Source organism: Streptomyces sp. NPDC088732 (assembly GCF_044751205.1).
GTDB lineage: Bacteria > Actinomycetota > Actinomycetes > Streptomycetales > Streptomycetaceae > Actinacidiphila.
This window is the reverse complement of the sequence record NZ_JBIVLI010000001.1, coordinates 281,074-304,765: the sequence shown is the minus strand read 5'-3', so window position 1 is coordinate 304,765 and position 23,692 is coordinate 281,074. Positions and strand designations below refer to the sequence as shown.

At 71.6% G+C, this 23,692-nt stretch carries 17 protein-coding genes; 9 read left to right on the top strand and 8 right to left on the bottom strand.

Annotation, left to right across the window (positions count from 1 at the left end):
• Window positions 1–19 precede the first annotated feature (19 nt).
• The gene (locus tag ACIP9H_RS01280; protein WP_401956726.1) at window positions 20–1,111 is read right to left on the bottom strand and encodes a hypothetical protein; all 1,092 of its coding nucleotides are present in this window, start codon (window positions 1,109–1,111) and stop codon (window positions 20–22) included.
• Between the two features lie 223 nt (window positions 1,112–1,334).
• Between ACIP9H_RS01280 and ACIP9H_RS01275 the strand changes: the two genes are divergently transcribed.
• On the top strand, window positions 1,335–1,796 hold the full coding sequence (locus tag ACIP9H_RS01275; RefSeq protein ID WP_401584956.1) for a hypothetical protein: 462 nt from the start codon (window positions 1,335–1,337) through the stop codon (window positions 1,794–1,796).
• A 148-nt stretch (window positions 1,797–1,944) separates the two neighbouring features.
• Here ACIP9H_RS01275 and ACIP9H_RS01270 read toward each other — a convergent pair whose 3' ends face one another.
• Window positions 1,945–2,691, bottom strand: coding sequence for a phosphotransferase family protein (locus ACIP9H_RS01270; protein ID WP_401956723.1), 747 nt, complete (start codon window positions 2,689–2,691; stop codon window positions 1,945–1,947).
• A complete protein-coding gene (locus ACIP9H_RS01265; protein WP_401956720.1) occupies window positions 2,684–3,229 on the bottom strand; it encodes a hypothetical protein in 546 nt (181 codons plus the stop codon). Before ACIP9H_RS01265 ends, ACIP9H_RS01270 begins: the two co-directional genes overlap by 8 nt.
• Window positions 3,230–3,474: 245 nt before the next feature.
• Between ACIP9H_RS01265 and ACIP9H_RS01260 the strand changes: the two genes are divergently transcribed.
• Genes ACIP9H_RS01260 through ACIP9H_RS01250 form a run of 3 tightly spaced genes read left to right on the top strand, consistent with a single transcriptional unit; the run spans window position 3,475 to window position 5,751 of the window.
• Window positions 3,475–4,614, top strand: coding sequence for a DNA gyrase subunit B (locus ACIP9H_RS01260; RefSeq protein ID WP_401956717.1), 1,140 nt, complete (start codon window positions 3,475–3,477; stop codon window positions 4,612–4,614).
• A gap of 7 nt (window positions 4,615–4,621) precedes the next feature.
• Complete coding sequence (locus ACIP9H_RS01255) at window positions 4,622–5,239, top strand: hypothetical protein (protein ID WP_401956715.1); 618 nt, start codon at window positions 4,622–4,624, stop codon at window positions 5,237–5,239.
• Window positions 5,236–5,751 (top strand): hypothetical protein, encoded by a 516-nt coding sequence (locus ACIP9H_RS01250; protein WP_401956712.1) that lies wholly within the window; start codon window positions 5,236–5,238, stop codon window positions 5,749–5,751. The genes ACIP9H_RS01255 and ACIP9H_RS01250 overlap by 4 nt, the downstream gene beginning before the upstream one ends.
• Before the next feature lie 75 nt (window positions 5,752–5,826).
• On the opposite strand, the gene ACIP9H_RS01245 is transcribed toward ACIP9H_RS01250, so the two are convergent.
• Window positions 5,827–6,492, bottom strand: a complete 666-nt coding sequence (locus ACIP9H_RS01245) for a hypothetical protein (RefSeq protein ID WP_401956710.1) — start codon at window positions 6,490–6,492, stop codon at window positions 5,827–5,829.
• A 476-nt stretch (window positions 6,493–6,968) separates the two neighbouring features.
• On the opposite strand from ACIP9H_RS01245, the gene ACIP9H_RS01240 reads away from it, so the two are divergent.
• Window positions 6,969–7,487 (top strand): hypothetical protein, encoded by a 519-nt coding sequence (locus tag ACIP9H_RS01240; RefSeq protein ID WP_401584974.1) that lies wholly within the window; start codon window positions 6,969–6,971, stop codon window positions 7,485–7,487.
• 665 nt (window positions 7,488–8,152) lie between these two features.
• On the opposite strand, the gene ACIP9H_RS01235 is transcribed toward ACIP9H_RS01240, so the two are convergent.
• Together ACIP9H_RS01235 and ACIP9H_RS01230 are read right to left on the bottom strand one after the other, a co-directional pair.
• Entirely contained in the window at window positions 8,153–11,689 is a 3,537-nt protein-coding gene (locus ACIP9H_RS01235) for a S8 family serine peptidase (RefSeq protein ID WP_401957124.1), read from the bottom strand.
• 5 nt (window positions 11,690–11,694) lie between these two features.
• The gene (locus ACIP9H_RS01230; protein WP_401956707.1) at window positions 11,695–12,222 is read right to left on the bottom strand and encodes a hypothetical protein; all 528 of its coding nucleotides are present in this window, start codon (window positions 12,220–12,222) and stop codon (window positions 11,695–11,697) included.
• Between the two features lie 185 nt (window positions 12,223–12,407).
• Between ACIP9H_RS01230 and ACIP9H_RS01225 the strand changes: the two genes are divergently transcribed.
• The 3 genes from ACIP9H_RS01225 to ACIP9H_RS01215 all read left to right on the top strand — a co-directional run bounded on the left by ACIP9H_RS01225 (window position 12,408) and on the right by ACIP9H_RS01215 (window position 15,186).
• On the top strand, window positions 12,408–13,379 hold the full coding sequence (locus ACIP9H_RS01225) for a helix-turn-helix domain-containing protein (RefSeq protein ID WP_401956705.1): 972 nt from the start codon (window positions 12,408–12,410) through the stop codon (window positions 13,377–13,379).
• A 74-nt stretch (window positions 13,380–13,453) separates the two neighbouring features.
• The gene (pnuC, locus tag ACIP9H_RS01220) at window positions 13,454–14,089 is read left to right on the top strand and encodes a nicotinamide riboside transporter PnuC (RefSeq protein ID WP_401956703.1); all 636 of its coding nucleotides are present in this window, start codon (window positions 13,454–13,456) and stop codon (window positions 14,087–14,089) included.
• A complete protein-coding gene (locus tag ACIP9H_RS01215) occupies window positions 14,086–15,186 on the top strand; it encodes an AAA family ATPase (protein ID WP_401584984.1) in 1,101 nt (366 codons plus the stop codon). Before pnuC ends, ACIP9H_RS01215 begins: the two co-directional genes overlap by 4 nt.
• A gap of 933 nt (window positions 15,187–16,119) precedes the next feature.
• Here the strand turns inward: ACIP9H_RS01215 and ACIP9H_RS01210 are convergent.
• Window positions 16,120–16,920 (bottom strand): alpha/beta fold hydrolase, encoded by an 801-nt coding sequence (locus ACIP9H_RS01210; protein ID WP_401584987.1) that lies wholly within the window; start codon window positions 16,918–16,920, stop codon window positions 16,120–16,122.
• Between the two features lie 1,061 nt (window positions 16,921–17,981).
• Window positions 17,982–22,064, bottom strand: coding sequence for a carboxypeptidase regulatory-like domain-containing protein (locus ACIP9H_RS01205; protein WP_401956699.1), 4,083 nt, complete (start codon window positions 22,062–22,064; stop codon window positions 17,982–17,984).
• A gap of 787 nt (window positions 22,065–22,851) precedes the next feature.
• Here ACIP9H_RS01205 and ACIP9H_RS01200 point away from each other — a divergent pair.
• Window positions 22,852–23,643 carry a hypothetical protein gene (locus tag ACIP9H_RS01200; protein ID WP_401956697.1) on the top strand — a complete coding sequence of 264 codons (792 nt, stop codon included), beginning with the start codon at window positions 22,852–22,854 and terminating at the stop codon, window positions 23,641–23,643.
• The last annotated feature ends 49 nt before the right edge of the window (window positions 23,644–23,692 follow it).

Below are 23,692 nucleotides of genomic sequence, written 5' to 3'. Positions count from 1 at the left end.
CCAGACCGCGCCTCCCGGGTCACGCGATGGCCGGGTCCGACTCCTCCTGCACGGTCCAGGCCGGGCCCTGCGGAAGCGCCCGGCTCGCCGCGGCGACCCCGCGCAGCGGCAGCTGGACGACCGCCGCCGACGCCAGGGCGCACAGCAGCCAGGTGACGAACCAGGGCAGCCCGTCGGGCCCGAACCAGAGGACGGGCGCGGCGATCACGGCCGCGAGGAGGGCGCCGCCGAGGATGAGTCCGTGCACCCGCGCGGAGAACTTCGCGGTGCGCGGCACCCGGCGGACGGCGCGGTCCGAGGCGTCGGAACGGGCGGCGCCCTTGAGGTAGGGGCGTGCCTCGTCCGGGTCCGTGAGACCCACGACCGTCTCACCGCCGTCCGTGACGAACGCCGCGGGCAGTTCGTCGTCGATCAGCTTCCACCGTTCCGGCCAGCAGAGCCAGCCGTCCTGGCCGCCGAGGCGCAGGACCGCCCGGCCCAGCTCCTCGTTGTGCCCGGCGAGTCTGATCTCCTGGTCGCCCTCCTTCAGGACGATCCAGTGGAACTGCGTGACGTCCAACTCGCCCGGCTTGTCACCGCGCTTGAGGTAGCGCATCCGCACCGGCTCCCCGACCCGGACGCGCACGGCGTGCAGCCCGCCCCGGCCCGCGTCCTCGGACAGCACACGCATCTTGGCGCGGACGTCGCCCTGCCTGGTCCGGCGGCGGGCGAACTGGAGCGTCTTCGCCGTCAGGACGAGGACGAGGATGATCAGCACGCCGGAGAGCACCCCGCCGGTCCCGGCGGCCAGCCGCGTGAGGAAGAGCGGCGTGACGATGAGGAGCACGGCCCCCGTCGCGCGCCCGGCGTCCCGGGCCGGCATGGGCAGTTTGCGCGGCACGGGCGGCGGTGCGGACGGCAGCGGGGCGGAGGGCGCCAGGCCCAGAGGCGGCGCCAGGCGGCAGGCGACCGCCCAGGCCCCGGCGGCGACCGCGGACGCCCCGAGCGCCGTCAGGATGTCCCACCGCGGGGCGGGCGCGTCGTAGCGTACGAAGACCAGTGCCAGGGCGACCGCGGCGCACACGAGGGCGGTAGCGCCGAAGCCGCGGGTCAGCAGGGTGGAGCGTCGCATGGGCGTCCTTCGCCGGAAGTCGAGCCGGAGTGGGGCACCGTCTCACGAGGATGGGCGTGCGCCGACGGCCTCCCGGGCCGGTTGCGTGGGGCAGGGCACTCGGGCGGCCGTGCGGTGCTCCAGTGTCGTCCGTGATCCACTGTCACGTAAAGCGCGGACGCCGCTGCGTCGTTACGTCGTTCGCGGGGCCGGTCGACGAGGGCGAGGAGCGGATGGGCGGCCGATGAGCGACAACTACCTGACGGTGATCCCGACCGACCCGTACTGGCAGCCGGGCAAGGACGCGGCGGATCGCGCTGCGGCAGCGTTGTCGCGGATGCTTCCCGACGACGATGCCCGGCGCGGCCTGGCCACCGCGTGGCACGACAGCGTCGAAGTCGTCTGGTGCGGCTCCCACCTGACGAGCATCTCCTGTCCGCACTGCGGTGCGGAGTGCCCCTCCGGTTGGTGGGGCGAGGCTGTCTCGGAGCGCTACGACGAGGGCTTCCCGACGCTCGTGACGACCCTTCCCTGTTGTCAGGTCGACACGTCGCTCAACGACCTGGTGTACGACTGGCCGATGGGGTTCGCGCGGTTCCGGATCGAGGTGCTGTACCCGAACCGGTCCTGGCTGACCGACGCCGAACTGGCCACCGTCGCGGACGCGCTCGGGCATCCGCTGCGGCAGGTCGTCATCCGTGTCTAGCGCGGCGCGGCAGCGCGGAGACCGTGCCTATGGACGGTTCGTTCCAGGCCTGAGCCCTCGTCGGGCAAGGCGTAGGGGAACGGGACGGCGTCGTGACGACCGGCACGTTCTCGTACCTCCGCCAGCATGGCAGCAGGCTGCCACACGGTCACGTCCGGGATCTCAGCACGTCGACCTCGCAGCCCGGCGCGAACGGGTCGAAGCCGTGCTCGACCAGCCAGCGAACCCCCAGCAGGCTTCTCAGCGACCACCACGCGCGGATCACGTCGAGGTCGACGTCCGTGCCGTAACCGGCGACGACGTCGCCGAGGTGTTCCTCGTGTCCGAGCGTCAGGGTGGCGAGGTCGAACAGGGCATCACCCGGGCCCGCCTCGGACCAGTCGATGATGCCGGTGACCTCGTCGCCGTCGACGAAGACGTGCTCGATCTGCAGGTCGCCGTGGGTGAACACCGGGGTCCACGGCCGGATCGCGGCCTCGGCGACCTGGCGGTTGCGGGTGACGAGGCCGGCGGGCAGGACGCCGTTCGTCACGAGCGACGCGCACTCGGCGTCGAGTTCCGCCGCCAACTCGTCGGGGCTCCGGCGGCGCCGGCCGGACCAGGGCGGCAACGGGGCCTCGTGCAACCGCCGGACGGCGGCACCCGCCGCGGCCCACGCCGCCGGCGACGCGGTCGACGGCTCACCGAGACGGCCGAGCACCGTCCCCGGGACGGCGGCGATCGCGAGCACGGGCGGCTTGCGCCACAGGACCTCTGGCGTCGGGACTGGTACCAAGGCCATCGCCTGGACCTCGACGTCGGTGCGCGCCCGGTCGGTGTCCACCTTCAGGAACACGTCGCCGACCCGCAGGGTCGCGCGCTCGGAGTGGGCGACGACGACTTCGACCTCATCCATGGGCGCCCAGCATCCCGGGAGGATCGGCGATGTCGCCGGGCTTGTGTGCGCACTCTCGGTCCGGTGGCGACCACAGCACCCTGACCCGGTCGGCGGCGATGTCGTACCCGAGCAGTGGTTCCGTGCCGCCGCCCTCGGGGAACAGCGGTACCGACGTGCCCAGCCGCCGTCCGATCGCGGTCAGAAACCCGCACAGGAGGTCCAGCCGCTCCTGTCCCTGGAGTTCCCGGACGTCGACGTCGAAGTCGATCTGCTCGTCCCCGAGGAACCGGAAGATCGCACAGACCTCAGGATGCGGCCACACCCGCAGGCTGGGGCACTCGGCGTCGGGCGAACGGGACAGTACGGCCTCGGCCCGGGGCAACGGCAACATCTCGGCGCCCTCGAAGTACTCGAAAGCCCAGCCCCGTTCGCGGATCAGGTCGAGCACGGCCTGCCAGTCCGCCGCCGTCGCGTCCTTGATGAACACGTCGGGGAGGTAGCCCCAGTCGGCCGGATCGAGCAGCCACGCGACGTCGTCCCACAGCAGATCGCCCATCTCACCATCCTCCCAAGGCGGACCCGTAAATCAGAGGCCCCGGCGTACCCCTGGAAGGGGTCGTGCGCGGCCTCGGCCGGGGTGCGGCCGGCTTCTCGGCTGTCCCGTGACTCCCAGGGCCAACCGTATGCGGGCAGGCGGTCACCCGCCTCTGCGTGCCCTTTGTAAAGCGGCTCTGACCTGCGGCTTTCCCGTTAATCGCCTAGGCTTGGCGGCACTGTTGGACACGGTCGCAGGGGGATTTGGTGACTGAGGACGCCAAGAGGTACAACGCAAGCGACATCACGGTGCTGCACTTGTGGGAGGCCGTTCGGGCGCGGCCCGGGATGTACGTCGGCTCGACCGGCGAACGGGGCCTGCATCAGGCGGTGTTCGAGGTGGTGGGCCTGGCGGTGAACGAGGTGCTGGCCGGCCGGGCCACTTCCGTCCACGTCGCCCTCGCGCCGGACGGCGGCGTGAGCGTCGCCGACGACGGGCCGAGGCTCCCCGTCGAGCTGGAAGCTCCGCTGACCAGCATGCATGCCAGGATGGGATCCGGCGGTCGCGTCCACGCGGAACTGGACATGGTCGGAGTGGGGCCCTGCGTCACCAACGCCCTGTCGAGTCGTCTGACGGCCGAGGTGCGGTGCGACGGGACCCGTTGGGTCCAGGAGTACGTGCATGGCGTCCCGGTAGCCCCGCCCACCGCCGTGGGGGAGGCGATGGGCAGCGGGACCACCATCACCTTCTGGCCGGACGCGGACATCTTCCAGACCGTGGAGTGCTCGTTCACGGTGTTGGCGGACCGATTCAGAGAACTGGCCTTTCTGAACCGGTGCCTGGCGATCTCCTTGACCGACGCGCGCGTTCCGGGCGAACCCCGATCGGAGCGCTTCCGGTTCCCGGGCGGGGCGCGGGACTTCGTCGCCTTCCTCGACGCGCCGAGGCGGAGGCCCGTACACCCCGACGTCATCGCCTTCGAGTGGGAGGACGAGCGCATGGAGGGGCGGGCGGAGGTAGCACTGCGGTGGTGCGCCTCTGACGAAAAGCTGCTGCGCAGCTTCGCCAACAGCCGGCCCACATCTGAGGGTGGCACGCATGTGGTCGGCTTCCGTGAGGGGATGGCGGCCGCGCTCCACGCGTACGCCCGGGAGCGGCGACTGCTGTCGCCGACGGATCCCGACCTCGGCGCCGCACGCATCGGCCAGGGTCTCACGGCGGTCGTGTCGGTGAAGCTGGCCAGGCCGGAATTCCCGGGTGCCACGCGCAGCCTGCTGGGCAATGCCGCGGTGTCCGCGTGCGTCAGGGAGGCCGTCCGGGAGCACCTCGGCGGCTGGCTGGAGGGCCACCCGGAGCAGGCCGCGGCCATTGTCAGCCGGCTCCTCCAGGTCGCCTCCCGGGGCTGAGCCATCGATGGGCATCCGCGAACGCGAACGCAAGGTGCACCGGTCGCTGCGGCGGGCCGGCCTCGAAGTGATTCCGGACGCCGTGCCGGAGGGCACGATGCCGTTCGTCGTCGGATACGAGGCCGAGGACGTGGACGGTGCCTTCTCCCACCGGTACGACACCCCTCGGCTCGTGGAACGCCTCAATCAGGACTGGTACGACCTCGCCGTCTCCTCGGGCCTCCTCGACCGGCGGCGTGAATTCCTCGTCCAGCTCCCGCAGGGCGCCCGGACCCACCAGGCCGTCCTGCGGGACATGCACAGCGACAGCGGCGACGTCCGGCTGCCCGCGTGGACCCGGGTCCGGCTGCTCGCGCACTGGGACATCATGGGGCGCGGCGCGTCATCGGCCTTCCTCGGCGTACGCGCGGGCCACCCCGGCTTCGCCATGATGGCGCTCGACAGCAGCGTGTACCTCCAGGCCTCGACGGGCGAAACCGGCGTCGACGTACTGGCGGTGCGCCACCCCCACCGCTCGCAGAACGTCCTGCGGCACCTGGAGTGGATGACGGAACAGGACAGCCCCTACGTCAACCGCGAGTTCAAGCAGCGGACCGCGGAATGGCTCGCGGGCGGGAGGACATGAGCGAGGTGTTCGACTTCGGGATCGACGGCTACCGGCCCGACTGGCTGAACGGCCACCCATCGGTCGCGGCACGCCACGGCGCACGATTGGCGGCGCTCATCGGCCGCTCGCTGGCCCGCGCCTGGCTGGTCTGGGACGTCCAGGACGACGAGTGGTTCGCCGACTGCCCGGTCCTGCTCGACTTCACCGGGGACCAGGTGGAGATCAACCACCAGAAATTCGACGACGTCTCGATCACCTGGAATTCGGCGGACCCCCATCAGCCGGTCGTCCGGCCCGATTTCGATCTTCGGTGGCACCACGACGCGCGCGGCGAACTCCAGGCCCTCCAGGGCCAGATCCTTCAGGACGTACAGCTCCTCGAATGGACCGGGACCGACATGGCCCTGGGGACAGTCGCCGTCGGCTTCCGCTTTCCGCGCGGCCAACTCACGGTCTTCAACGCCCTCGATGAGAACGGGCTGCTGTTCGGGCCGCCGGATGCGCGCTACCGGTGTCACCCGGTGCGCTGAGGCCCCCGGCCCGATCGTGCCGACGCCGCGCACCCGCGCCTGGCGGAGTGCGCGCGTCGGTCGTCGTCCCGTACGTCAGCCCGCGACGGAGCAGTTCCTCCAGGCGGCGATCAGGGCGTCCGGGATCTGCAGGATCTCGGCGCAGCCGTGCGGGCTCGCGGGGAAGCCGTCGGAGGCGAAGTAGCTCCAGTCGCTCCCCGTGGTGGCGCGGAAGTACTTCATGGCGCTGCCCTCGTCCTGCAGGTTCACGAGCTCACCTTCGTTGGCCCCGGACGTGGGGTCGAACGGGGTGGCGGCGTAGCGGACGGTGCCGCACTGGCCGTAGAAGAACCGGCCGGGCGCGGGCGCGATGTGGACGAAGCGGGGGTAGCTGCGCTGGTAGGCCCGCGTCACCGCGGCCTTGACCTCGCCGCTGACGGCCAGATTGCGGCAGCCGGGGACGGAGGCAGGCGCCTGCGGGACCTTGACCGGGGCGGTGGTGTGCTTCGACGTCGGCGGGGGAGTCGCAGGCCGTGTCGATGTCGACGCCGAGGCCGTGGCGGCCGCGCTGGAGGACGACGCCGAAGGCGAGGGCTCACTGGAAGGGTCCGCCGTGGCGGAGGCCGAGGACTGCGGCGAGGCCGAAGCGGTCGTGCCGGCGGCGGAGTCGGACCCGGACCCGGAGGAATCGGTGCACCCCGAGAGCAACAGGGTGCAGCCCAGCAGCGCGGCCGCTATCGAGGCACTTCTGATTCCGGACAACTCGAGTCTCCTCCTCGGTCGGCAAAGCTCATGTGCGTGGAGCCGCTGCCGCTCTCCGACGGCGCACCGCTCGCCATCCATCACTCCCGCAGCACTGCGGAGGGTTGCACAGGAGTCTGTGTCCATGGTTTCGATTTGGTATAGGCGCCAGGTGTGGCGACGTTGCGCCCTGCTGCGCGATGGCCCTCGTCCCCACCAGGGGGCGAGCAGGGCCATCGACGGCGCATCCGTATGCGCTGAGCGTCGAGGCCCTGGCGCGGCAGGGTCGAGGCGGAGGAGCCGGCGGAGTCCGTGCCGGTCTTCGTCTTGACGGCCGCTCTGGCGGCAGGCATCGGGGCAGCAGGCGACCACTGAAGGTGCTGTTGAGCCTGGAAGCCATTAGCTGGCGTGGGCATGGCGAGAGCGTGACCGCTGAGACATGGCGTGTTCATGCTTGATTCATATGGTTAACGCTTCAGCCCCCAATCCTCGCGATCATGAAATCTCTGAAGACCCTGCGCCTGACCGTGCCCATGGGACTCGCCGCCCTCATGCTCGCCATCACGGGCTCTATGTCCACCGCGTCCGCGACGACGACCCGATGGGTGTACCAGAACGTCTACGAGGGCAACTGCCTCACCTACTCCGACACGACCAGCAACGTCTGGTCGGGCCCCTGCAGCGGGTCAACCGTCGCCTGGTACTGGGGCGATTCGTATACCGACTACATCACCAGGGTCACCTACCGCCAGCTGAAGACCTGGTACCGCAACGACGAGCGGTGCCTCACCACGGACTTCAAGACAGACACGAACGCCGTCTGGACGAGCCCCTGCAATGGCATCTACGACAGCGGGCAGATGTGGAACGGCGACAACAACGAACTCACGGTCGGAGGCGGATTGTCTCCGAACTACCTGCGCACCTCGGGCAACGGTGACGCCGTCTACTCCACCCCCTGGGGTCAGTCCGGCATCGAGCTCGACCGTTGGGAGTGGAATGGCACGCACAACTGACCACTCCACGAGGTGACGAAGGCCCTCACCCACACAGGGAGCGAGGGCCTTCTGCTTTCCCCTGCCGCACCCCCACAAGCCGGCGTCCGCGCTGCCGAGAATCGCTGACCTGCTGCATTCGCAGCGACCCGTCATCGTCAAGGGACGCTCGATTCGCCTCAGTGAAGCGCCGTACAGGGCAACGGCGATGCAGGTGGAGCCGGATGAGGGCGAGAGGGTGAAGGGCGGGCGGAGGTGGTAGCCGGGCACGTACGTCGGCGGCCGCCACCGGGGCGACGGCCTTGTGGAGCCGCTCGCTCGGGGCCGTCTGCTCGCTGCAGGCGCCAGGAGGCGCAGGGAGCGGTGGCGAGGCCGGCCGCCGTCACGCGGTTCATGACCCGCTCCCCGCGGCCGCTCCGTCCTCACGACAGTCGAAGCACCAGCCGTCAGGCGGGAGCGACGGCGACGGCTTCTCGCAGCGCTCTGCGCGTCCGCATCTGCTGTACCGAGGCCGCGGCGGGCCGCCCCCGGTACGGCCGTCAGGAACGCCTCCTGCAGCCGTGCCGCCCCGACGTTCGAGCGGTCCGCCGCCTCCCGCTCGCGGGTCCGGCAGGGCTCACACCGCAGCGCCGCGGGGGCGAGAAGCGTGACCGCTTCTCGCCCCCGCACCACGGACCGCTCCGCGCTCAGTAGGAGAACTGGCGGATCTGCCCGTCGTACGCGCCGTACGTCCAGCCCGTGCGGGTCGCCGGGTCCAGCTGGACGGAGTTCATCACGCCCCCGTGGACCAGGGGACCTCCGTGCCCGTTGATCTGGAAGCCGGTCAGCGTCTTCACCACCGCGCCCGTTGTGGTGTCGATGACGAGCAGCTGGCCGGTGGCGTTGTTGTCCGTGACGACGGCGGTGCCGGAGCCGGCGTAGCTCGTGCCCTCCGGCGCCGTGAACGCCGCGACCGCGAACTTGTTGACGCCGTCCACCGCCATGCCCGTGGCGGGGCCGCGCCGTACGGCCACCGGGTCGTCCGACTCACCGGTGGCCACGGACAGCGAGCCGAGGACACTGGTGGGCACGATCTTGGTGCTGATCGCGGTGGCCGACAGGTTGTAGAGCGTGCCGGCGCCGTCGGAGCCGAAGCCGTTGCTGCAGCCGGACATGGTCCCGACGAGGCTCACGCTCCGGGCCTGCGTGTCCACCCGCGGGATCTGCACGCCGCCCAGGCAGAGGGCGATGGGAGCGCCCTTCGCGAGGTAGACGTCGCCGGTGGAGGAGTCGATGTCCAGGAGGCTGTACGAGCCCTTGGCGACGCCCGGCAGATCGGCGGGGAGAGGCTCGGCGGTGGTGCCGTCCGCGAGGTCGACGGGCAGCACCAGGTCGGCGTTGTCGGCGACGGCCCGCAGCAGCAGCGCGCCGCGGGAGCGGGCGGCGTCGACGCGTCCGACGACGAAGCGGTAGTCGGCCGCGGCGAGCGCGGTCCGTCCGACGAGGGTGCCGGTGGCGGTGTTCCAGGTCTCCACCTGCACGTCGCCGTCCGGCGTCGCCTGGTGGACGGCGAGGGCGCGGTGCGTGGTGGGTGCCACGCCGAGGACCTCGTAGTCGGACGTGTCACCGGCGTCCGAGGCGACGACCGGGCCGTAGGCGCCGGTCCGGGTGGAGTAGTGCCGGAGCTCGGTGGCGCCGGAGACGGTCCGCAGCGCGGCGATCGAGTCGTCGCCCGCGGCGGCGAAGGACAGCACCGTGCTGCCCGCCGGCGCGGGACCGTCGTCGACTTCGAGGGTGGAGACGGGCGAGGCCTGGCCGACGACCCGGTGCCGGCTGTCGAGGGCCATGACGCGCACGCCGTAGACGGTGGACGTGGACAGGCCCAGCCGCAGGGCGTCGAGGTCGACGGTGCCCTTGGCGGCGGGCAGGACGCGGTGGGCGCTGGAGGGGGAGTCGACGCCGTCGTCGTCCAGGGCCGTGCCGTTGGCGTTGGTGAAGGTGTTCAGCGAGTTGTGCAGCGTCGGGGCGGGCGCGGCGAACTCCACCTGCGCGTACTTCGCCCCCGGGACGTCGCGGACGTCGTACCGCAGGGTGAAGCCGGCCTTGGCGCGGGTGACCACGGCGCTGTGTCCCGCGGCGCCGTCGCGTCCCGCGACCAGCGGCGCCCGCGGGCGCTCTTCAGCTGTGCCGCCGTCGACGCGGACCGGCGCGAACTCCCCGTACGTGACGAGGTTCGGGTTGCCGCCGAATCCGGACTGCGCGATGCCGATGCCGTACAGGCCGCCGCCGGCGGCGAACGCGTCGGCGGGGACGGTGACCGTGCCGGATTCGGCGGTCAGCGCCTGGTGCCAGGCGGCGCTGAACAGGGGCGCGAGGGCCGGGTTCCAGTGGCCGACGGTGGAGACGACGAGCTGCGGGTCGCGGAGGCCCGCGACGCCGGACAGGTCGTAGGAGACGGTGACCGCATGGCCGGCCTTCACCACCTCCGGGGCCTTGGGCGCGGTGCTCTCCACGTAACGGCCGTCGCTGGGGCCGACGGTGAGGGTGCGGCGTACGGTGGCCTGCGTGTGGCCGCCGGTGAGCACGCGGTAGGTGACGGTGACCGTGCGGTCGGCGTCGGAGACCACCGGGAGGCCCGCGGCGTTCAGCAGCTCCGTCGGCGTCACCCGGATCGCAGGGCCGGCGGAGGTCCAGGTCTTCGCGCCCACGCTGAGCGTGTACGTGGGATCCGCCCCCTTGGGCAGCCCGGTGACGTCGGCGGCGAAGGTGACCGGGCCCACCAGGCCCATGCCGTTGCCGCCGGAGGCCATGTCGCCGAGGTCGATGCGGTTCGGGTCGGTCGTCTCCAGGAACTGCCCGCCCAGGCCCGCGTTGGTGACCCGGTGGGCGACCGACAGCCGGACGGCGGCGGGCCGGTCGCCGCGGTGCCCGAGGACGTCCTCGACGGCGGCGGTGACGTCGATCTGCCGGCCGACGTTGAGCTCGCGGTCGATCTGCGCCGGGGTGGCGACCTCACGGCCGGTCCGCTTCAGGACGTCGCGTACCTGAGCGGGCGTCAGGTGGTGTCCGGCGATCCCGGCGGCCTGGAGGACCACGGCGGCGGCCGCGGCGATCTCGGGCGCGGACGCGGACGTACCGCCGTTGAGGACGGGCGTGACGGACTGCGCGTCGCCCCGCTCGGGGTGGGTGAAGGCGACGATGTTGTCGCTGGGCGCCGAGAGGTCGATGCGGGTGCCGAAGCCGGAGGAGAAGGTGCCGAAGCCGCTGATGCGGGTCTCGGCGGTGGTGGCGTGCCCGGTCCGGGAGGCGAGGGTGTCGTCCAGGGTGGTGCCGCCGGCCGCTATCGCGCCGCTGTCGGGAACCTGCGACGGCGTGGTGGAGTACGCCACGTCGTCGATGTCGGTGGCGGACCGGTCGTTCTTCGCGGTGTCGGTGGGCGTGCTGCCGCCGTCGGGGCCGACAGCGGCCGGGGTGTACAGGCGGGTGCCGTCGTTGGAGGAGATCACCACCACGACGTGGTCCTTCTGGACGATCGAGGCGACGACGGACCGGATGTACGGGTCGTCCTCCAGGTAGCGCCCCGGGAAGCCCTGGGCGTCGGTGCCGAAGCCGAGGCTGGCGGTGATGACGTCCGGCTTGGGCGACTGGTGGGCGGCGGCCAGGAGCGCGGTCGCGATCTGGTCCATCGTCGGCTGCTGGGGGACGACCAGCCGGTAGTTGGCGCCGGGGGCCACGCCGAGCAGGTCGGTGTAGTCGCTGCCGGTACGGCCGGGGCGCTGCCGGTCGTGCGCCAGCGGCGCCATGACGCTGAAGTCCAGCAGGACTTCGCCGAGGCCGGGGTCCTGGTCCTTGGTGGACGCCGAACCGCTGAGGCTGCCGTCGGGAGCCGCGACGTAGGCGGGGATCAGCGGCATGGAGGGGAGGTCGAGGTAGCGCTGACCGCCCTGGAGCACGGTGGTCGGGCCGTGGCCCTGGACGTAGGCGTCACCGGCGTCGGCCATGGCCTGGTCCGTGAGGTCGCCGATGGAGACGTTGGTGACGGTCCGGCCGGCGCCGGGCTGCTGCCCGTAGCGGCCCTGGAGGATGTCGAAGGCGCCGACCGCGTTGACCCCGCCGGCGTTGAGGAAGGCCTGGGCGGAGTCGGTGAGGGCGAAGTTGGCGGGCACGGCGCCGGGCGCGGCGGCCTTCGCGCGCTTCGCCGACGTCACGGCTGTGGCGGGCAGTTGCCGCCCGCCGGTGTTCATGGTGTTCACGTACCGGTTCGGCTCGGCGCCGATGATGCCGGGCGTGCCCTGGAGGGCGCGGGCGACGGCGGCGGAGTCGCGGTCGCCGGTCCGTACGAGGTGCGCGACAGGTCGGCGGCCTCGTCTCCCAGGCGCATGCGGGCCGAGGTGGTCATCGACGCGGCGGCGGAGGCGGACAGCGAGGGGAGGAGCGGCTGGAGCGAGGTGGCACCGACCGCGGTCAGCTTCTGGTTCAGCGCGGCGCTGCTCGTCCCGGGGGCGAGGGCACGGGCCCGGTTGCCCGGCAGCGTCCGGCCGGTCACCGCGGTCTGAGGGGAGAGGGTCACCAGCACCTGCCCGGGGACGACGCCCGCGCGCTGGGCGGGCAGCGCCTTTTGCGGCGAGCTGTCACCGAGGGGCGTACGGGCGGAGTCCTCGCCCGGGGAGGCGGGAGCGGCGGAGGCCGGGAGCGCGGCGGTGAGGGCCAGGAAGACGACGGACGTGACGGATATGGCACCGAGCCGCCGTCTGCCGTGCGATGGGGCACGCGACATGGAACACCTTTTCAGCGGGGCGAGGTGTGCGGGGGACACACCGCGGCACGCTGACGCCCACCTCAACGCAGGGCAGCGCGCTCGCTGCTGGAAGATGTCAAGTGAGGCGGACGAGACACAAGGTGGGGAAGGTGGCCTACCTCCGCCAGGTGGCCGGTTGGTGCCACAAAGGTGCGGGAGACGGCATGGAATTTAACGTACTGGGGTTCACGGCGGACACGGAGCGCGTGTACACGGCGCTGGTGGGGATGCCGCGGAGCACGGCGGCGGAGGTCGCGGAGGCGTGCGGCCTGACCGCGCCGGCCGCGGGGAGGCTGCTGTCCGGCCTGGTCAGGGACGGCCTGGCGGTACGCAGCGCGGGGCGGCCGCCGACGTTCTCGGCGGCGGCGCCGGACGTCGCGGTCGGCGCGCTGATCCAGGAGCGGGAGCAGCAACTGGGCGACGCGCGGGCGCTGGTGCAGCGGCTGGTCGAGACGCACCGGGAGGCGGGCAGGATCAGCCACCCGGACATGGCCGCGGAACTGCTGACGGACCGCGAGGACATCAGCAGGGCGGTGTACCGGCTGACGGCCGGGGCGCAGCGCGAGGTGTGCGCCTTCGACCGCCCTCCGTACGTGGACCGGCCCGGCAGCAACCTCGACGCGCAGTTGGAGCGCCAGCGCACGGGGGTGGTCCACCGGGTGATCTACGACCGCGAGGCGGTGGCCTGGCCGGGCAGACTCCAGGCGGACATCATGCCGAGCATCCGGGCGGGCGAACAGGCCCGGATGCGGCCGGAGTTGCCGCTGAAGCTGGTGCTCAGCGACGGCCGGGCCGCGATCATCCCGTTCAGCCTGGCGCCGGGCGGCCAGTCCGCGGCGTACCTCATCCACCCGTCGCCGATGCTGGTGGCGCTGCAGTCGCTGTTCGAGGCGCAGTGGGAGCGGGCGATCCCGCTGGGGGAGGGGCCGGTCTCGGCGGAACCGGGGCAGCCGGACGCCGAGACGCGGGCCCTGGTCGGCCTGCTGGCCTCGGGGCTGACGGACGCGGCCATCGCCCGTACGCAGGGCTGGAGCGCCCGGACCACGCAGCGGCGCATCCACCGCCTGATGACGGAACTCGGCGCGGCCACCCGCTTCCAGACGGGCCTGGCGGCGGCGCGGCGGGGGTGGCTCTGAGCGGCGGGCGAAACTCCCTTGCCCCTCCCGCACGCCCGGCGTTATCGTCAATGTGACGTTTAGGAGGTCACCGCGTGGTTCTCGCGGACATGGTCACCCGGCTCCAACAGCCCCTGTTCACCCTGCTCGACACGCCCGTCAGCTGGGTGGAGGTGCTGGGCTTCGGCAGCGGAGCGCTCTGCGTATGGCTCGTGGCCCGCCGGCACATCGCCAACTGGCCGATCGGCATCGCGAACAACCTCTTCTTCATCCTGCTCTTCGCCGGCGCCGGGCTGTACGCGGACGCCGCCCTCCAGGTCGTCTACGTGGCGCTGGCGGTGTACGGATGGTGGGCCTGGGTCGCCGGGGCCTCGGGGCACCTCGCCATCAGCCGCACGGACGCCCGCACGTGGCGCATCCTGGCCGCCGCGACGGTGGCCGCCACCGGGCTCCTGACCGTGCTGCTCGACCGGGCCACCGACTCGACGGTGCCGTTCTGGGACGCGCTGACGACGGCGCTGTCGCTGGCGGCGACGTACGGCCAGTGCCGGAAGAAGGTCGAGTCCTGGTACCTCTGGATGGCCGCCGACGTCGTCTATATCCCGCTCTACGCCTACAAGGGCCTCTACCTCACGTCGCTGCTCTACGCGGGCTTCCTGCTGCTGTGCGCGGTGGGGCTGCGGGCCTGGCTGGCCGAAGCCGGAGCAGCCCGGAAGGAGGCGCTGGCATGAGCGAGTTCGACCACGGGCTGGTGCTGGGCAAGTTCTACCCGCCGCACGCGGGCCACCACCACCTGGTCCGCAGCGCGGCGGCGCGATGCCGCCGGCTGACGGTGCTGGTGTGCGCCTCCGCGGTGGAGTCGATCCCGCTGGCGGACCGGGTGGCGTGGATGCGCGAGGTCCACCCGGAGTCGGGCATCGAGGTCGTCGGCGCGGTCGACGACATACCGGTCGACATCACGGACCCGGCGGTGTGGGACGCCCACATGGCCATCTTCCGCGCGGCCGTCCCGGACCCGGTGGACGCCGTCTTCACCTCCGAACCGTACGGGGAGGAGTTGGGCCGCCGCTTCGGCGCGACGCCGGTGACGGTGGACATCGCCCGCACGACCCACCCGGTCTCGGGCACGGCCGTCCGCAGGGACCCGGTCGGCTGCTGGCGTTTTCTGGCGGCTCCGGTGCGGGCGGGGCTGGCCCGCAGGGTGGTCGTGGTGGGCGCGGAGTCGACGGGCACGACGACGATGGCCCGGGCCCTGGCGGAGCACTACCGGGCGCGGGGCGGGGTGTGGTCGGGGACGCGGTGGGTGCCGGAGTACGGCAGGGCGTACTCCGAGGAGAAGTACGCAAGCCTCCTGGCCGCCAGCCCGAACGCGCTGTTCGCCGACGTCACCTGGACGTCTCCCGACTTCGAGCTGATCGCGGAACGCCAGCTCGCGGACGAGAACGCGGCGGCACGCGCCGGCTCCCCGGTCCTGTTCTGCGACACGGACCCCCTGGCCACGACGATCTGGCACGAACGCTACATGGGCACCCGCAACCCCCAGGTCGAATCCATCGCCGCCCGCGCCAACCACCACCTGTGGCTCCTCACGGACGACGCGGGCGTCCCCTTCGAGGACGACGGCCTCCGCGACGGCGAACACGTGCGCACATGGATGACGGACCGCTTCCGCGAGGAACTGACCCGCAGGGGCCTCCCGTACGTCCTCCTGACGGGCCCGCACGACGAACGCCTGCGCACGGCAGTGACAGCCGTCGACACGCTCCTCACGACCGGCTGGCACTTGGCCGCCCCCCTCCCGGAGCGCGGGCGGCCCGACGGGCCGTAGTGACCCTCATGTCACCCGGGGCGGACCGAGGTGAGCTGGTCCGCGGTCCGGCGCCGCGCGGCGTGGGACATCGGGCGTCATCAAGGAACGACGCTGCGGAACTGACGCAGGGACGCCGCGAGATCCGATCGGCCCGCGTCGTCGTCCCGGAGGCGGTGCAGTTCCGCAGCGGCGAACTCCTCGGCTGCCCGCAGGACCTCGGCGAAGAGTTCTTCCGACCGGGTCGTGCCGATGTGTGTGTGTGTTTCCGCTGGAGATCGCGATCCCCCGACGTGTCGGCCTGAACCGGATCGTGAACGACGAGCCGGTTCCGACGAAGGTCATCTGCTTCCCGGTGCTCCGCAGGACGGCCAACTGATCCAGCAGGAGCGACAGCGCCAGGTGAATCATCATCCCCTGGTCCGGGGAGTGGCCTTGGGAAGCCGCGGTACCGGAGTCCCCCGTGACGACGATGTCACCCAGGTCGAACCCGCACGGATCCCCCTGATCCGGGCGGCGGGAGCTCCGACCGGCGTTGTCAGTGATCCCCAGGAGGTTCAGTGCCGTCCCGCCGATGTGGCGCGGAATTCCCCCATGCTGCACAGGAGGTGGCGCGTTGTCGGTTGGGGAGAGGTCGATCACCGCGCGGGTGAGGGCACCTGCCCGTTCGTCGAACTGGCCGACGGACGCCTGCAAGGCGTCGCGTCGAGCGGCTCGGACATCGAGCGGGTCCACGTCTCGTCAATCGCCGCCGGCACGGCTCGTAGTAGTCCCGCACGAGCCGCCGGAACAGCATGAGGATGCCGAGCGTCTGCTCGACGATCCACGCTGTCGACCGGATGGGAGGGGTGGGCGGTCGAACGCGTCTTCCGCCTACCCCCCGCATCCGGAGCGCGGACCGGGCTCATGCCTTTCGGCAGGTGTCACCCGTTGTTCCGCCCGGCTCCGCGTGCGTCACTTGCCGGGGTGGAACGCGTTGATTTCTTCGATGATGCGCTGCGGAGCCTCTTCCGTCAGCCAGTGCCCGGAGCCGGCCACCTCCACGCCGGTCGCGGAGGGCGAGGCGCCCTGCGCCCCGGCGAGCATCACGTTGAGGTATCCCTCCTCGCTGATCATCCTCACGGGAATGGTCAGCGGCTTCTGCTGCAGTCGCTTGTTGTCGATCTCGTCCTGGTTCCAGTAGCGGTAGAACTCGAACCCACCGTGGAGCACCTGCGGCCGCGAGTAGGTGCGGACGTATTCCTTGACGGCACGCGGCGACGGAACGGCGTGAGGCGAGTGCGAGAACGTCGGGTAGAAGTAGCCGAAGAACTGCTTCTCACGGCCGGTCACGAGCTGCTCGGCCAGCGGTGACTGCTGGTTGAACAGGAAGTGGAAGGACACGTTGCTGAAGTCGGCGAAGCGCAGGTTCTTGCCCACCAGGGGGAAGTCGATCATGAAGAGCCCGCTGACCTGCTGACGGTATGTGGCGGCGAGGGGGTAGGCGACGCCGGCGCCGATGTCATGGGCCACGAGCTCCACACCGTGGCGCTTGCCGATCCGGTCGAGGAGATCGTGCACGTAGGTCGCCATGGTCGCGGCGGCGTAGTTCGACGGCGCTCCGGTCGAGTCCCCCAGGCCCGGCAGGTCGACGGCGATGACCGTCCTCCCGGGAAGGAGCTTCGGCATGATCCCTCGGTACGCGTACCAGTTCTCGGGCCAGCCGTGCAGCAGGACCGTGGTCTGCGGGCCGTTGCCGCCGATGACGTAGTGCATCTGTATTCCGTCGACGGTGGTGAAGCAGTGACGGAATTCCCTGTTGAACGCTGCGTCCTTGCGGGTTGCGGAGTCGTAGCCACGGCTCTTCGCCCGCTCCGGAGCTGCGCAGGCCGGCGCGTGGGATGCGGACGACTTTTCGCCGGCGGCGGCGTTCGCAAGGTTCGGGAGGATCAGGGCGGAGAGGGCCACGAGGCCAGCCAGGAACCCCAGGAGTCTTGTCTGATTTTTGTGCACGAAAGTACCTCGGTGTTTGCTGTTCTGCCCGGCCGCTGAGGCGGTGGGCGCTTGCGCACCACTCAAAACCGCGGCCCGATTGACGCACCGGCCTACCGACGTGGGCGCCGGTCCTGTATCGCGGTCATAGCCCTGGGGTGCGCCGTCAGGTGGGTGCTGCCCATGCGGGGGCGCCGATCATGGCGCCTGGGGCTGGGTGATCGTCGAAGCCGCTTCATTCTTGACCGGCTCGTCCATAACGCTAAACCATATGGACGAATCGGTCAAGAACGTGGACTGGCCGCATGGCACGCCCTCGAAGTTCGATGAGCAGAACACCGCCCTGGAGCGGTTCCGGTCCGGCGGGTGCACCGGCACGCGCATGGACGACCTTGCTGAAAGCCGGCTCGGGTGTTCTGCCCGTGCCGGGCCCGGGTCGTTTGCCGGGGCCCTGGGGGCGGACAGTGCCAGAGGTGCGTCGTCCGGCGGTTCGGTCGACGCGATCGTGCGGTGTCCCGGTCTGCGCCAGGGGCGGTGGGTACCGGCGCCAGGGTGTGCGTGATCTCGCCGTGAACGCTGCGCGTGACGGCTGGATGCCCCGCACATCGCGCCGGGAGCGCCGCCCGGTCTGGCACGCGCAGGCGTCCGGGGTGTCCACGACGGGTCGGTCCGGCCGACAGCGTCTTCACCGCCGGGCAGGCCGTCATCCGCCGATTCGCCGTGGGCCGGTCTTGCCCGTGGGCCCCTGAGCCGTACGCTGTGCCGCTGCCGTCCGTCACCACCCCGCTCGACGCAGTGGGGCCGGCCCGTCGCCGGGCCGGCCCCACTGTGTTCTGCGAGGGCGCCTATCGCCTGGTCAGGACCACGTCGGCGGTGACGGCGTCGCGACCGCGCGTTCGCACGGTGCGCTCGGCGGTCCGGTAGCCCTCGGCGCTCACCGTGAGGGAGACGGCGGGTCCGGCGTCCGGGAGCCACAGGTGGTACGTGCCGTCGACCCCGGTGCTCAGCGTGTGCGCGCCGGTCCCGGTCCCGACCCGGACCGTGGCTCCGGCCAGCGGGGTGTTGCCGCCGTGTTGCCCGGCGCCGCTGACGGTGCCGCTCAGGTGCGTCCACCCGGGAGGCGCCACCACGGTCATGGTGACGGGAACGGTGACGGAGGCGTACGGCCCGTCGCTGTCGATGATCAGCCGTGCCTGGTGCACGCCCGCGTCCGCCGGCCCCATGTCGCCGGCGTCGACGGTGACGGTCAGTTCCGCCGTCCTGCCCGCGCCGACCGAGGTGGAGCCCGCCTTCGCCGCCAGCCACGTCACGTCCCCGTGGGGGGCGTCGTAGCCGGGCAGTTCGAGGGCGGAGGTCTGCATCAGCCTGTCGGCGCTCAGGCCGCCGAGGACGGACCAGCCGGGTGCTCCGGCCGCCGCGTACAGCGGCTGCGGCAGGTTCGGCAGTGCGCTCCACGCGTCTGCGGCCGGATCGTAGGCGTAGGCCTCGTTGGTCACTGCTGCGGCCCCGACGAGTACGCCGCCGGCGGCCATGAGCCGGCCTCCTCCGCTCGCCGTCGCGGCACCCCAGAAGTCGACCGGCGGGTCGGCGATCGGCGTCCAGCGGCCCGCGGCACGGTCCAGGGCGTAGCCGACGGCTGTGGCGTGCGGAGGCTGCCCGTCGCCCTGGTGGACACCGCCCGCGCAGTACAGCGTCCCGTCGACGGTTCCGCAGCTCTGCCAGGAGGTCGGCAGAGGGTAGGCCGGGCCCGGGGACCACGTGTCGCCCGCCGGGTCGTAGACCTGGACGTCGCGCGTGCCGCAGGAGAGGCTGGTGCATCCGCCGATGACGTAGAGCCGGTCGCCGACCGCTGCCGCGGCCGAATTGCCGTACGCCTTGGGTGCGTCGGCGATGCGCGACCAGGTGTCGCTCGCCGGGTCGTAGACCTCGCCCCCGGCGATCGGTGTGCCTGCGCGGTTCTTGCCGCCGACGACGTACAGCTTGCCGCGGACGAAGCCGTAGGCCGCGCCGCTGCGCTTGGTGACGGCCGGGGCGAGGTCCTTCCAGGTCGCCGTGGCCGGGTCGTAGGAGTGCAGGGCGGTGGTCCACTGCCCGTCGGGGGTCTGGCCGAGTCCGGTGTAGAGGATGCCGTCGTACGCGGCCGCGATCCCCCCGGTCATGGGCTGCGGGAGGTCCGCGAGCGGCTGCCACGCCTGCCCGGAGGTCGCCCCGGTGGTGCGGTCGGCCGCCGTGGCGGTGGCTGTCGCGACGCCGAGCGGATCGGGCCTGGCCGCGGTCCGTTCCCTGAGGGCGCCGGACATGCGGGCCGGGGTGCCTGCGACGGCCTGCTCCCCGACGGCGAGGGAGGCCGGGGCGCCGCCGGTGTTGCGCACGTTCACGGTGACGGTCTTCTTCCCGCCCCAGGGGACGGTGACGCCCACCGCACCGGGGGTGGCCTTCAGCCGGGACGGGCGCAGGGCGAAGTCTGCGGCGGTGACGGCGTCGGCCTTGACCGTCACGGCCGATGTCCCGGTCGGATAGCCGAAGGCCGGCAGGGCGGCGGTGAATTCCTGGCGGCCGGTGCGGGAGGAGAAGGCCCAGTACAGTCCGTCGCCGACGGCCGGGTCGTCCGGTGTGGCGATGCTGTGGCCGCTGTCTTCCGGGGCTTTCGCTGCGGAGACGGTCGCGCCGACCACCGCGGCACTGGTGTTGGCGTCCGTCACTCGGCCTGTGAGCAGCCCGCCGGGCACGGTGACCAGCGAGCGGGTGCCGACGGCGATGTTGTCCAGCTGCCAGATGCCGGTCAGGGAGCCGGCGAAGTGGAAGCGCAGCCGCACCGAGGACTTGCCGGCGTAGGCGGTGAGAGGCACCACTTGGTGGGAGGGGCCTTCCACGACGTCGGTGTGGTGCCAGAGGTTCTGCCAGTGGTCCCCGTTGTCGGTGCTCACGTCGATGTCGGCGGTGGGGTCGTTGAAGCGCCACAGGCTGGGCAGCGCGGTGTCGAACTCCAGGGCCGGCCGGGTCTGCGCCGAGAAGTCGTAGGTGGGGCTGATCAGTTCGGTGTCGACCTCGCCCCAGCCGAGGGCGTAGTCGTCGACCTGGGCGAAGCCGCCGTTTCCACCGGTCTGGTTGCCGCGGGTGAGCGGGTCGTCGAATCCCCAGCCGCCGGCGTCGGTGTGGTTGACGATGCTCCACCCGGCCGGCTTTGCGGCGGTGTCGAAGGACTGGTAGCCGCCGCCGTGGTAGTCGACGGCGTAGCCGGGTGGGAGGGTGCCGGAGCCGACCAGCGGGAGCGTCAGGTCGGCGGTCCTCGGGGACGATCCGAGCACGACCTTCGTGTCGGCCGGCCGGTAGCCGGGGTAGAGGGCGGTGGCGTGCAGTGTGTATGTCTTGCCGCGCTCGAGGCGGACGGAGTAGCGGCCGGTGCTGGGGTCGGTGTGGACGGTGCCGGGTACGCCGTCGACGGTCAACCGGGCGTAGAGGCCCCAGCCGTGTCCGCCGCCGTCCCGGACGGTCCCGGAGACCGTGGTGGTCGGCACGGCGGCGAGCGCGGCGTTCCTGGTCAGCTGAGTGCCGTCGGTGAGGGTGACCGTGCCCAGGTCCTTGTCGGAGTAGCCGAAGGCGTTGACCCTCAGCGGGTACGGGCCGGTGGGCGCCGCCAGGGACCACTTTCCGTCCGCGCCGGTGACCGCCGAGAGTGCGCCCAGCCGTACCGTCGCCCCGGACACCGCCTTGCCGGTGGCCTTGTCGGTGACCTTGCCGGTCACGGTGCCGTGCGGGCCGGGGCGGAAGGCGCCGACGCCGTGCGGCGTGCCCAGGCCCGTGGGCCCGTCGTAGCCGGGTCCGGCGGTGCAGCTGTTCGCGGGCTCGCACGCGGGCGCGGTGTCCGGGCCGCAGGGCGCGTCGTCGGAGCAGTGGGCGTTGCTGCCGGTGGTCACGTCGTTGAGCGCGCCGGGAGTGCGGTACGGGTATCCGGCCGGGTAGGTGCCCTCGACGGGCGTCCCGGCCAGCGCGTACAGACCGGTGATGATCGGGGCGGAGGCGCTGGTACCGCCGTAGACGGCCCATCCGCCGCCGGAGTAGGTGTTGTAGACCGCCACGCCGGTGTCGGGGTCGGCGACCGCGCTGACGTCGGCCACGGATCGCTTGTCGCAGCCGGTGCCGGTCTGGAACGCCGGCTTGGGCTGGTACGCGGAGCACCCCGAGCCTGTGCCGCTCCACACCGTCTCCGTCCAGCCGCGGGCACCGGTGTCGCTTCTGCTGAGCGAGGTGCCGCCGACCGAGGTCACGTACGGGGAGGACGCCGGGTAGCTCAGGCCGTGGCCGTCGTCGCCGGAGGCGAACACCACGGCGGTTCCGGGATGGTCGAAGTACGCCGCGTCCAGGGCGCCGAGGTCCGGGCCGTCGTAGTAGGCGCCGTAGGAGTTGGAGACGTAGCGGGCGCCCATGGCCACCGCCGTGTTGACGGCGGAGCCGAGCTCGTCCGTGGCGGAGCTGTCGGCCTCGACGAGGAGGATGTGCGCCTTCGGTGCGACGGCCGAGACCATGTCGAGGTCCAGGGATATCTCGCCGGCCCAGCCGTCGTTGGGTTGCGGGTAGTCCGTGCCGCCGCGCTGGTCCACCTTGCGGAAGCAGCCGTTGTCGGCCGTGCAGGGCGGCAGGTCGTACTGGGCCCGGTAGGCTGCGAGGTCCTGCTCGGCCGTCGGGTTGTCGTAGGCGGCCACGATCGCGATGGTCGCCCCGGCGCCGCCGTCCGCGGGCAGGTCGTACGCAGAGCGCAGGTCGGCCGGACCGAACCCCTCGGGTGCGGCGGACCGGGCGCCGCGAGCGCTGCCGGTGTCCGCTCGGCGTACCGCGAAGCAGCTGAAGTGCCCGGGCTGCGGGGTGCCGCAGAGTGACTGCGTCGCGGCCTCGGCGTCATCGGCGACGGCGGGGCTCTGGTGCGGCACTTGGACCGCGAGGGCGGCCAGCAGCAGGGCCGCGGCCGTGCCGGTGGTCTGTCGCCACCGGGGTCGCGATGGCCGGGCGGGGGCACCCCTCAAGTATGCGGCGAGGGGGCGTGGGAGACGGGGCACGAGCACAGGGCGACTCCGGTGGAGGGCGGAGTGGACAGGGCAATTCCGATAACGTTGCCGGGCGGGTGACGCGTTGCCGGAAGAAAGATCGCGTGCCTTCGACGACCGGGTCAATGGACGGAGTTGGCGACTTGGCGCCGCGTGTCGTGTTCACGCCTTCTCGACCACCGCCCTACCGCGGCGACGTACGTCACCATCGGTGGCCGCGCGGGTCACCCGGCCGCAACGTGCGAGGGGCCGAGCGGTAATCCCGTCGGCCGCCCTGTCCACAACCGGGTGACGCCTGAATCCTGTTGTGCGTGAAGTCCGCGGCGCTGTTGTCGCCGGCGCTGGGCGGGAGCCTCATCGAGAGCGGCCGCCCTCGAACCGGTCGCGGTGCCCGGGCGGCAGGTGCCGAGCCATAAGTAGGACAGATGAGGACGAGGGGGATCGCCATGTTCCAGTACCGGTGCGCACAGTGCCGCACGACGTCGCCGGCGGCCCACAGCCGCCATGAGCCGAATTCGAGCTGAATCGGGAGTAGGTGAAGAAAGCTGCCGCGTCGCATTGAGAGGGGCCCGCTGCGCGATCGGCGAGGGCCCGCCGCGTTTTCCCAGCCGCCCCGGGAGCCATTCGCGTCCGCCGTGCGTCCCTTTGCGTAGGGATGTACGGGAGGGGACGCGTGCCAGAGAACGGGACACCGAGACAAACGAGACTGCGTCTGGCCAGGCAGCGTCCGGGCCCCAGCCGCGTCCGCGCCCGCGAGCGCGCAGAGGAACTGGACTTGGAGGCCGCACGGCCGGGCCGGCGCCTCAGCCTACTCACCCTCGGCGCGGTCGTCACGATCGTGGCAACCCTTGGAAGTCTGGTGACGACCGGCATCGGAACGCTGTGGAGCGCACGTGTCGCCGAAGATCAGCTTTTGCAGTCACGGGAGCAAGACGAGGACCGCCGGAAAGCCGACGATGACGCGGCTCGGGAACAGGCATCTCGCATCGCGTTCTGGATCAGACGGTCGAGCGACGGCGAGACGCTGCACCTGATGAACAGGTCTCCGGATCCCGTGACCGACGTGCACGTCACCTTCGGCGTCTGGGCCCGGAAAGAGCCTCGGGAGGCGAACTACCGTCTGTTGCTGTCGAACCTGCCACCATGCTCGGACACGTTGATTCAAAGCGCTTCGTTGGGCTACGCGATCGACCTAACGCCCAACATGCTGACGTGGGCCCTTCCGCTCAATCCAAAGAGGGGGAAGACCCCGTACAGGCCGTTTGTCGATGATGTGTGGTTTTTGGGGAACAGGATCGGCATGGATTTCACGGATCGCGCTGGCATCAGATGGACCCGGACAACAGAGCAGCCCCTCAACCCGGGCGCCTTGGAACCACCCGCCTTGCTGAAAGTGGCCGGAAGGGTGATGGGTGAGCCCCCGGTGCAGCCCGTCACTTCCTGCGGAGGTGAATCGAAGCAGTAGCGCCACGAATACGAGGGCCAGCGGCTGCGGGGTACGTAGGCCCGCGCCG

Bases quoted from the DNA above. Each gene is read 5' to 3' on its own strand.
- ACIP9H_RS01280 (WP_401956726.1), bottom strand. From the start codon at position 1,111: ATGCGACGCTCCACCCTGCTGACCCGCGGCTTCGGCGCTACCGCCCTC.
- ACIP9H_RS01275 (WP_401584956.1), top strand. From the start codon at position 1,335: ATGAGCGACAACTACCTGACGGTGATCCCGACCGACCCGTACTGGCAG.
- ACIP9H_RS01270 (WP_401956723.1), bottom strand. From the start codon at position 2,691: ATGGATGAGGTCGAAGTCGTCGTCGCCCACTCCGAGCGCGCGACCCTG.
- ACIP9H_RS01265 (WP_401956720.1), bottom strand. From the start codon at position 3,229: ATGGGCGATCTGCTGTGGGACGACGTCGCGTGGCTGCTCGATCCGGCC.
- ACIP9H_RS01255 (WP_401956715.1), top strand. From the start codon at position 4,622: ATGGGCATCCGCGAACGCGAACGCAAGGTGCACCGGTCGCTGCGGCGG.
- ACIP9H_RS01250 (WP_401956712.1), top strand. From the start codon at position 5,236: ATGAGCGAGGTGTTCGACTTCGGGATCGACGGCTACCGGCCCGACTGG.
- ACIP9H_RS01240 (WP_401584974.1), top strand. From the start codon at position 6,969: ATGAAATCTCTGAAGACCCTGCGCCTGACCGTGCCCATGGGACTCGCC.
- ACIP9H_RS01235 (WP_401957124.1), bottom strand. From the start codon at position 11,689: ATGAACACCGGCGGGCGGCAACTGCCCGCCACAGCCGTGACGTCGGCG.
- ACIP9H_RS01230 (WP_401956707.1), bottom strand. From the start codon at position 12,222: ATGTCGCGTGCCCCATCGCACGGCAGACGGCGGCTCGGTGCCATATCC.
- ACIP9H_RS01225 (WP_401956705.1), top strand. From the start codon at position 12,408: ATGGAATTTAACGTACTGGGGTTCACGGCGGACACGGAGCGCGTGTAC.
- ACIP9H_RS01215 (WP_401584984.1), top strand. From the start codon at position 14,086: ATGAGCGAGTTCGACCACGGGCTGGTGCTGGGCAAGTTCTACCCGCCG.
- ACIP9H_RS01210 (WP_401584987.1), bottom strand. From the start codon at position 16,920: ATGCACTACGTCATCGGCGGCAACGGCCCGCAGACCACGGTCCTGCTG.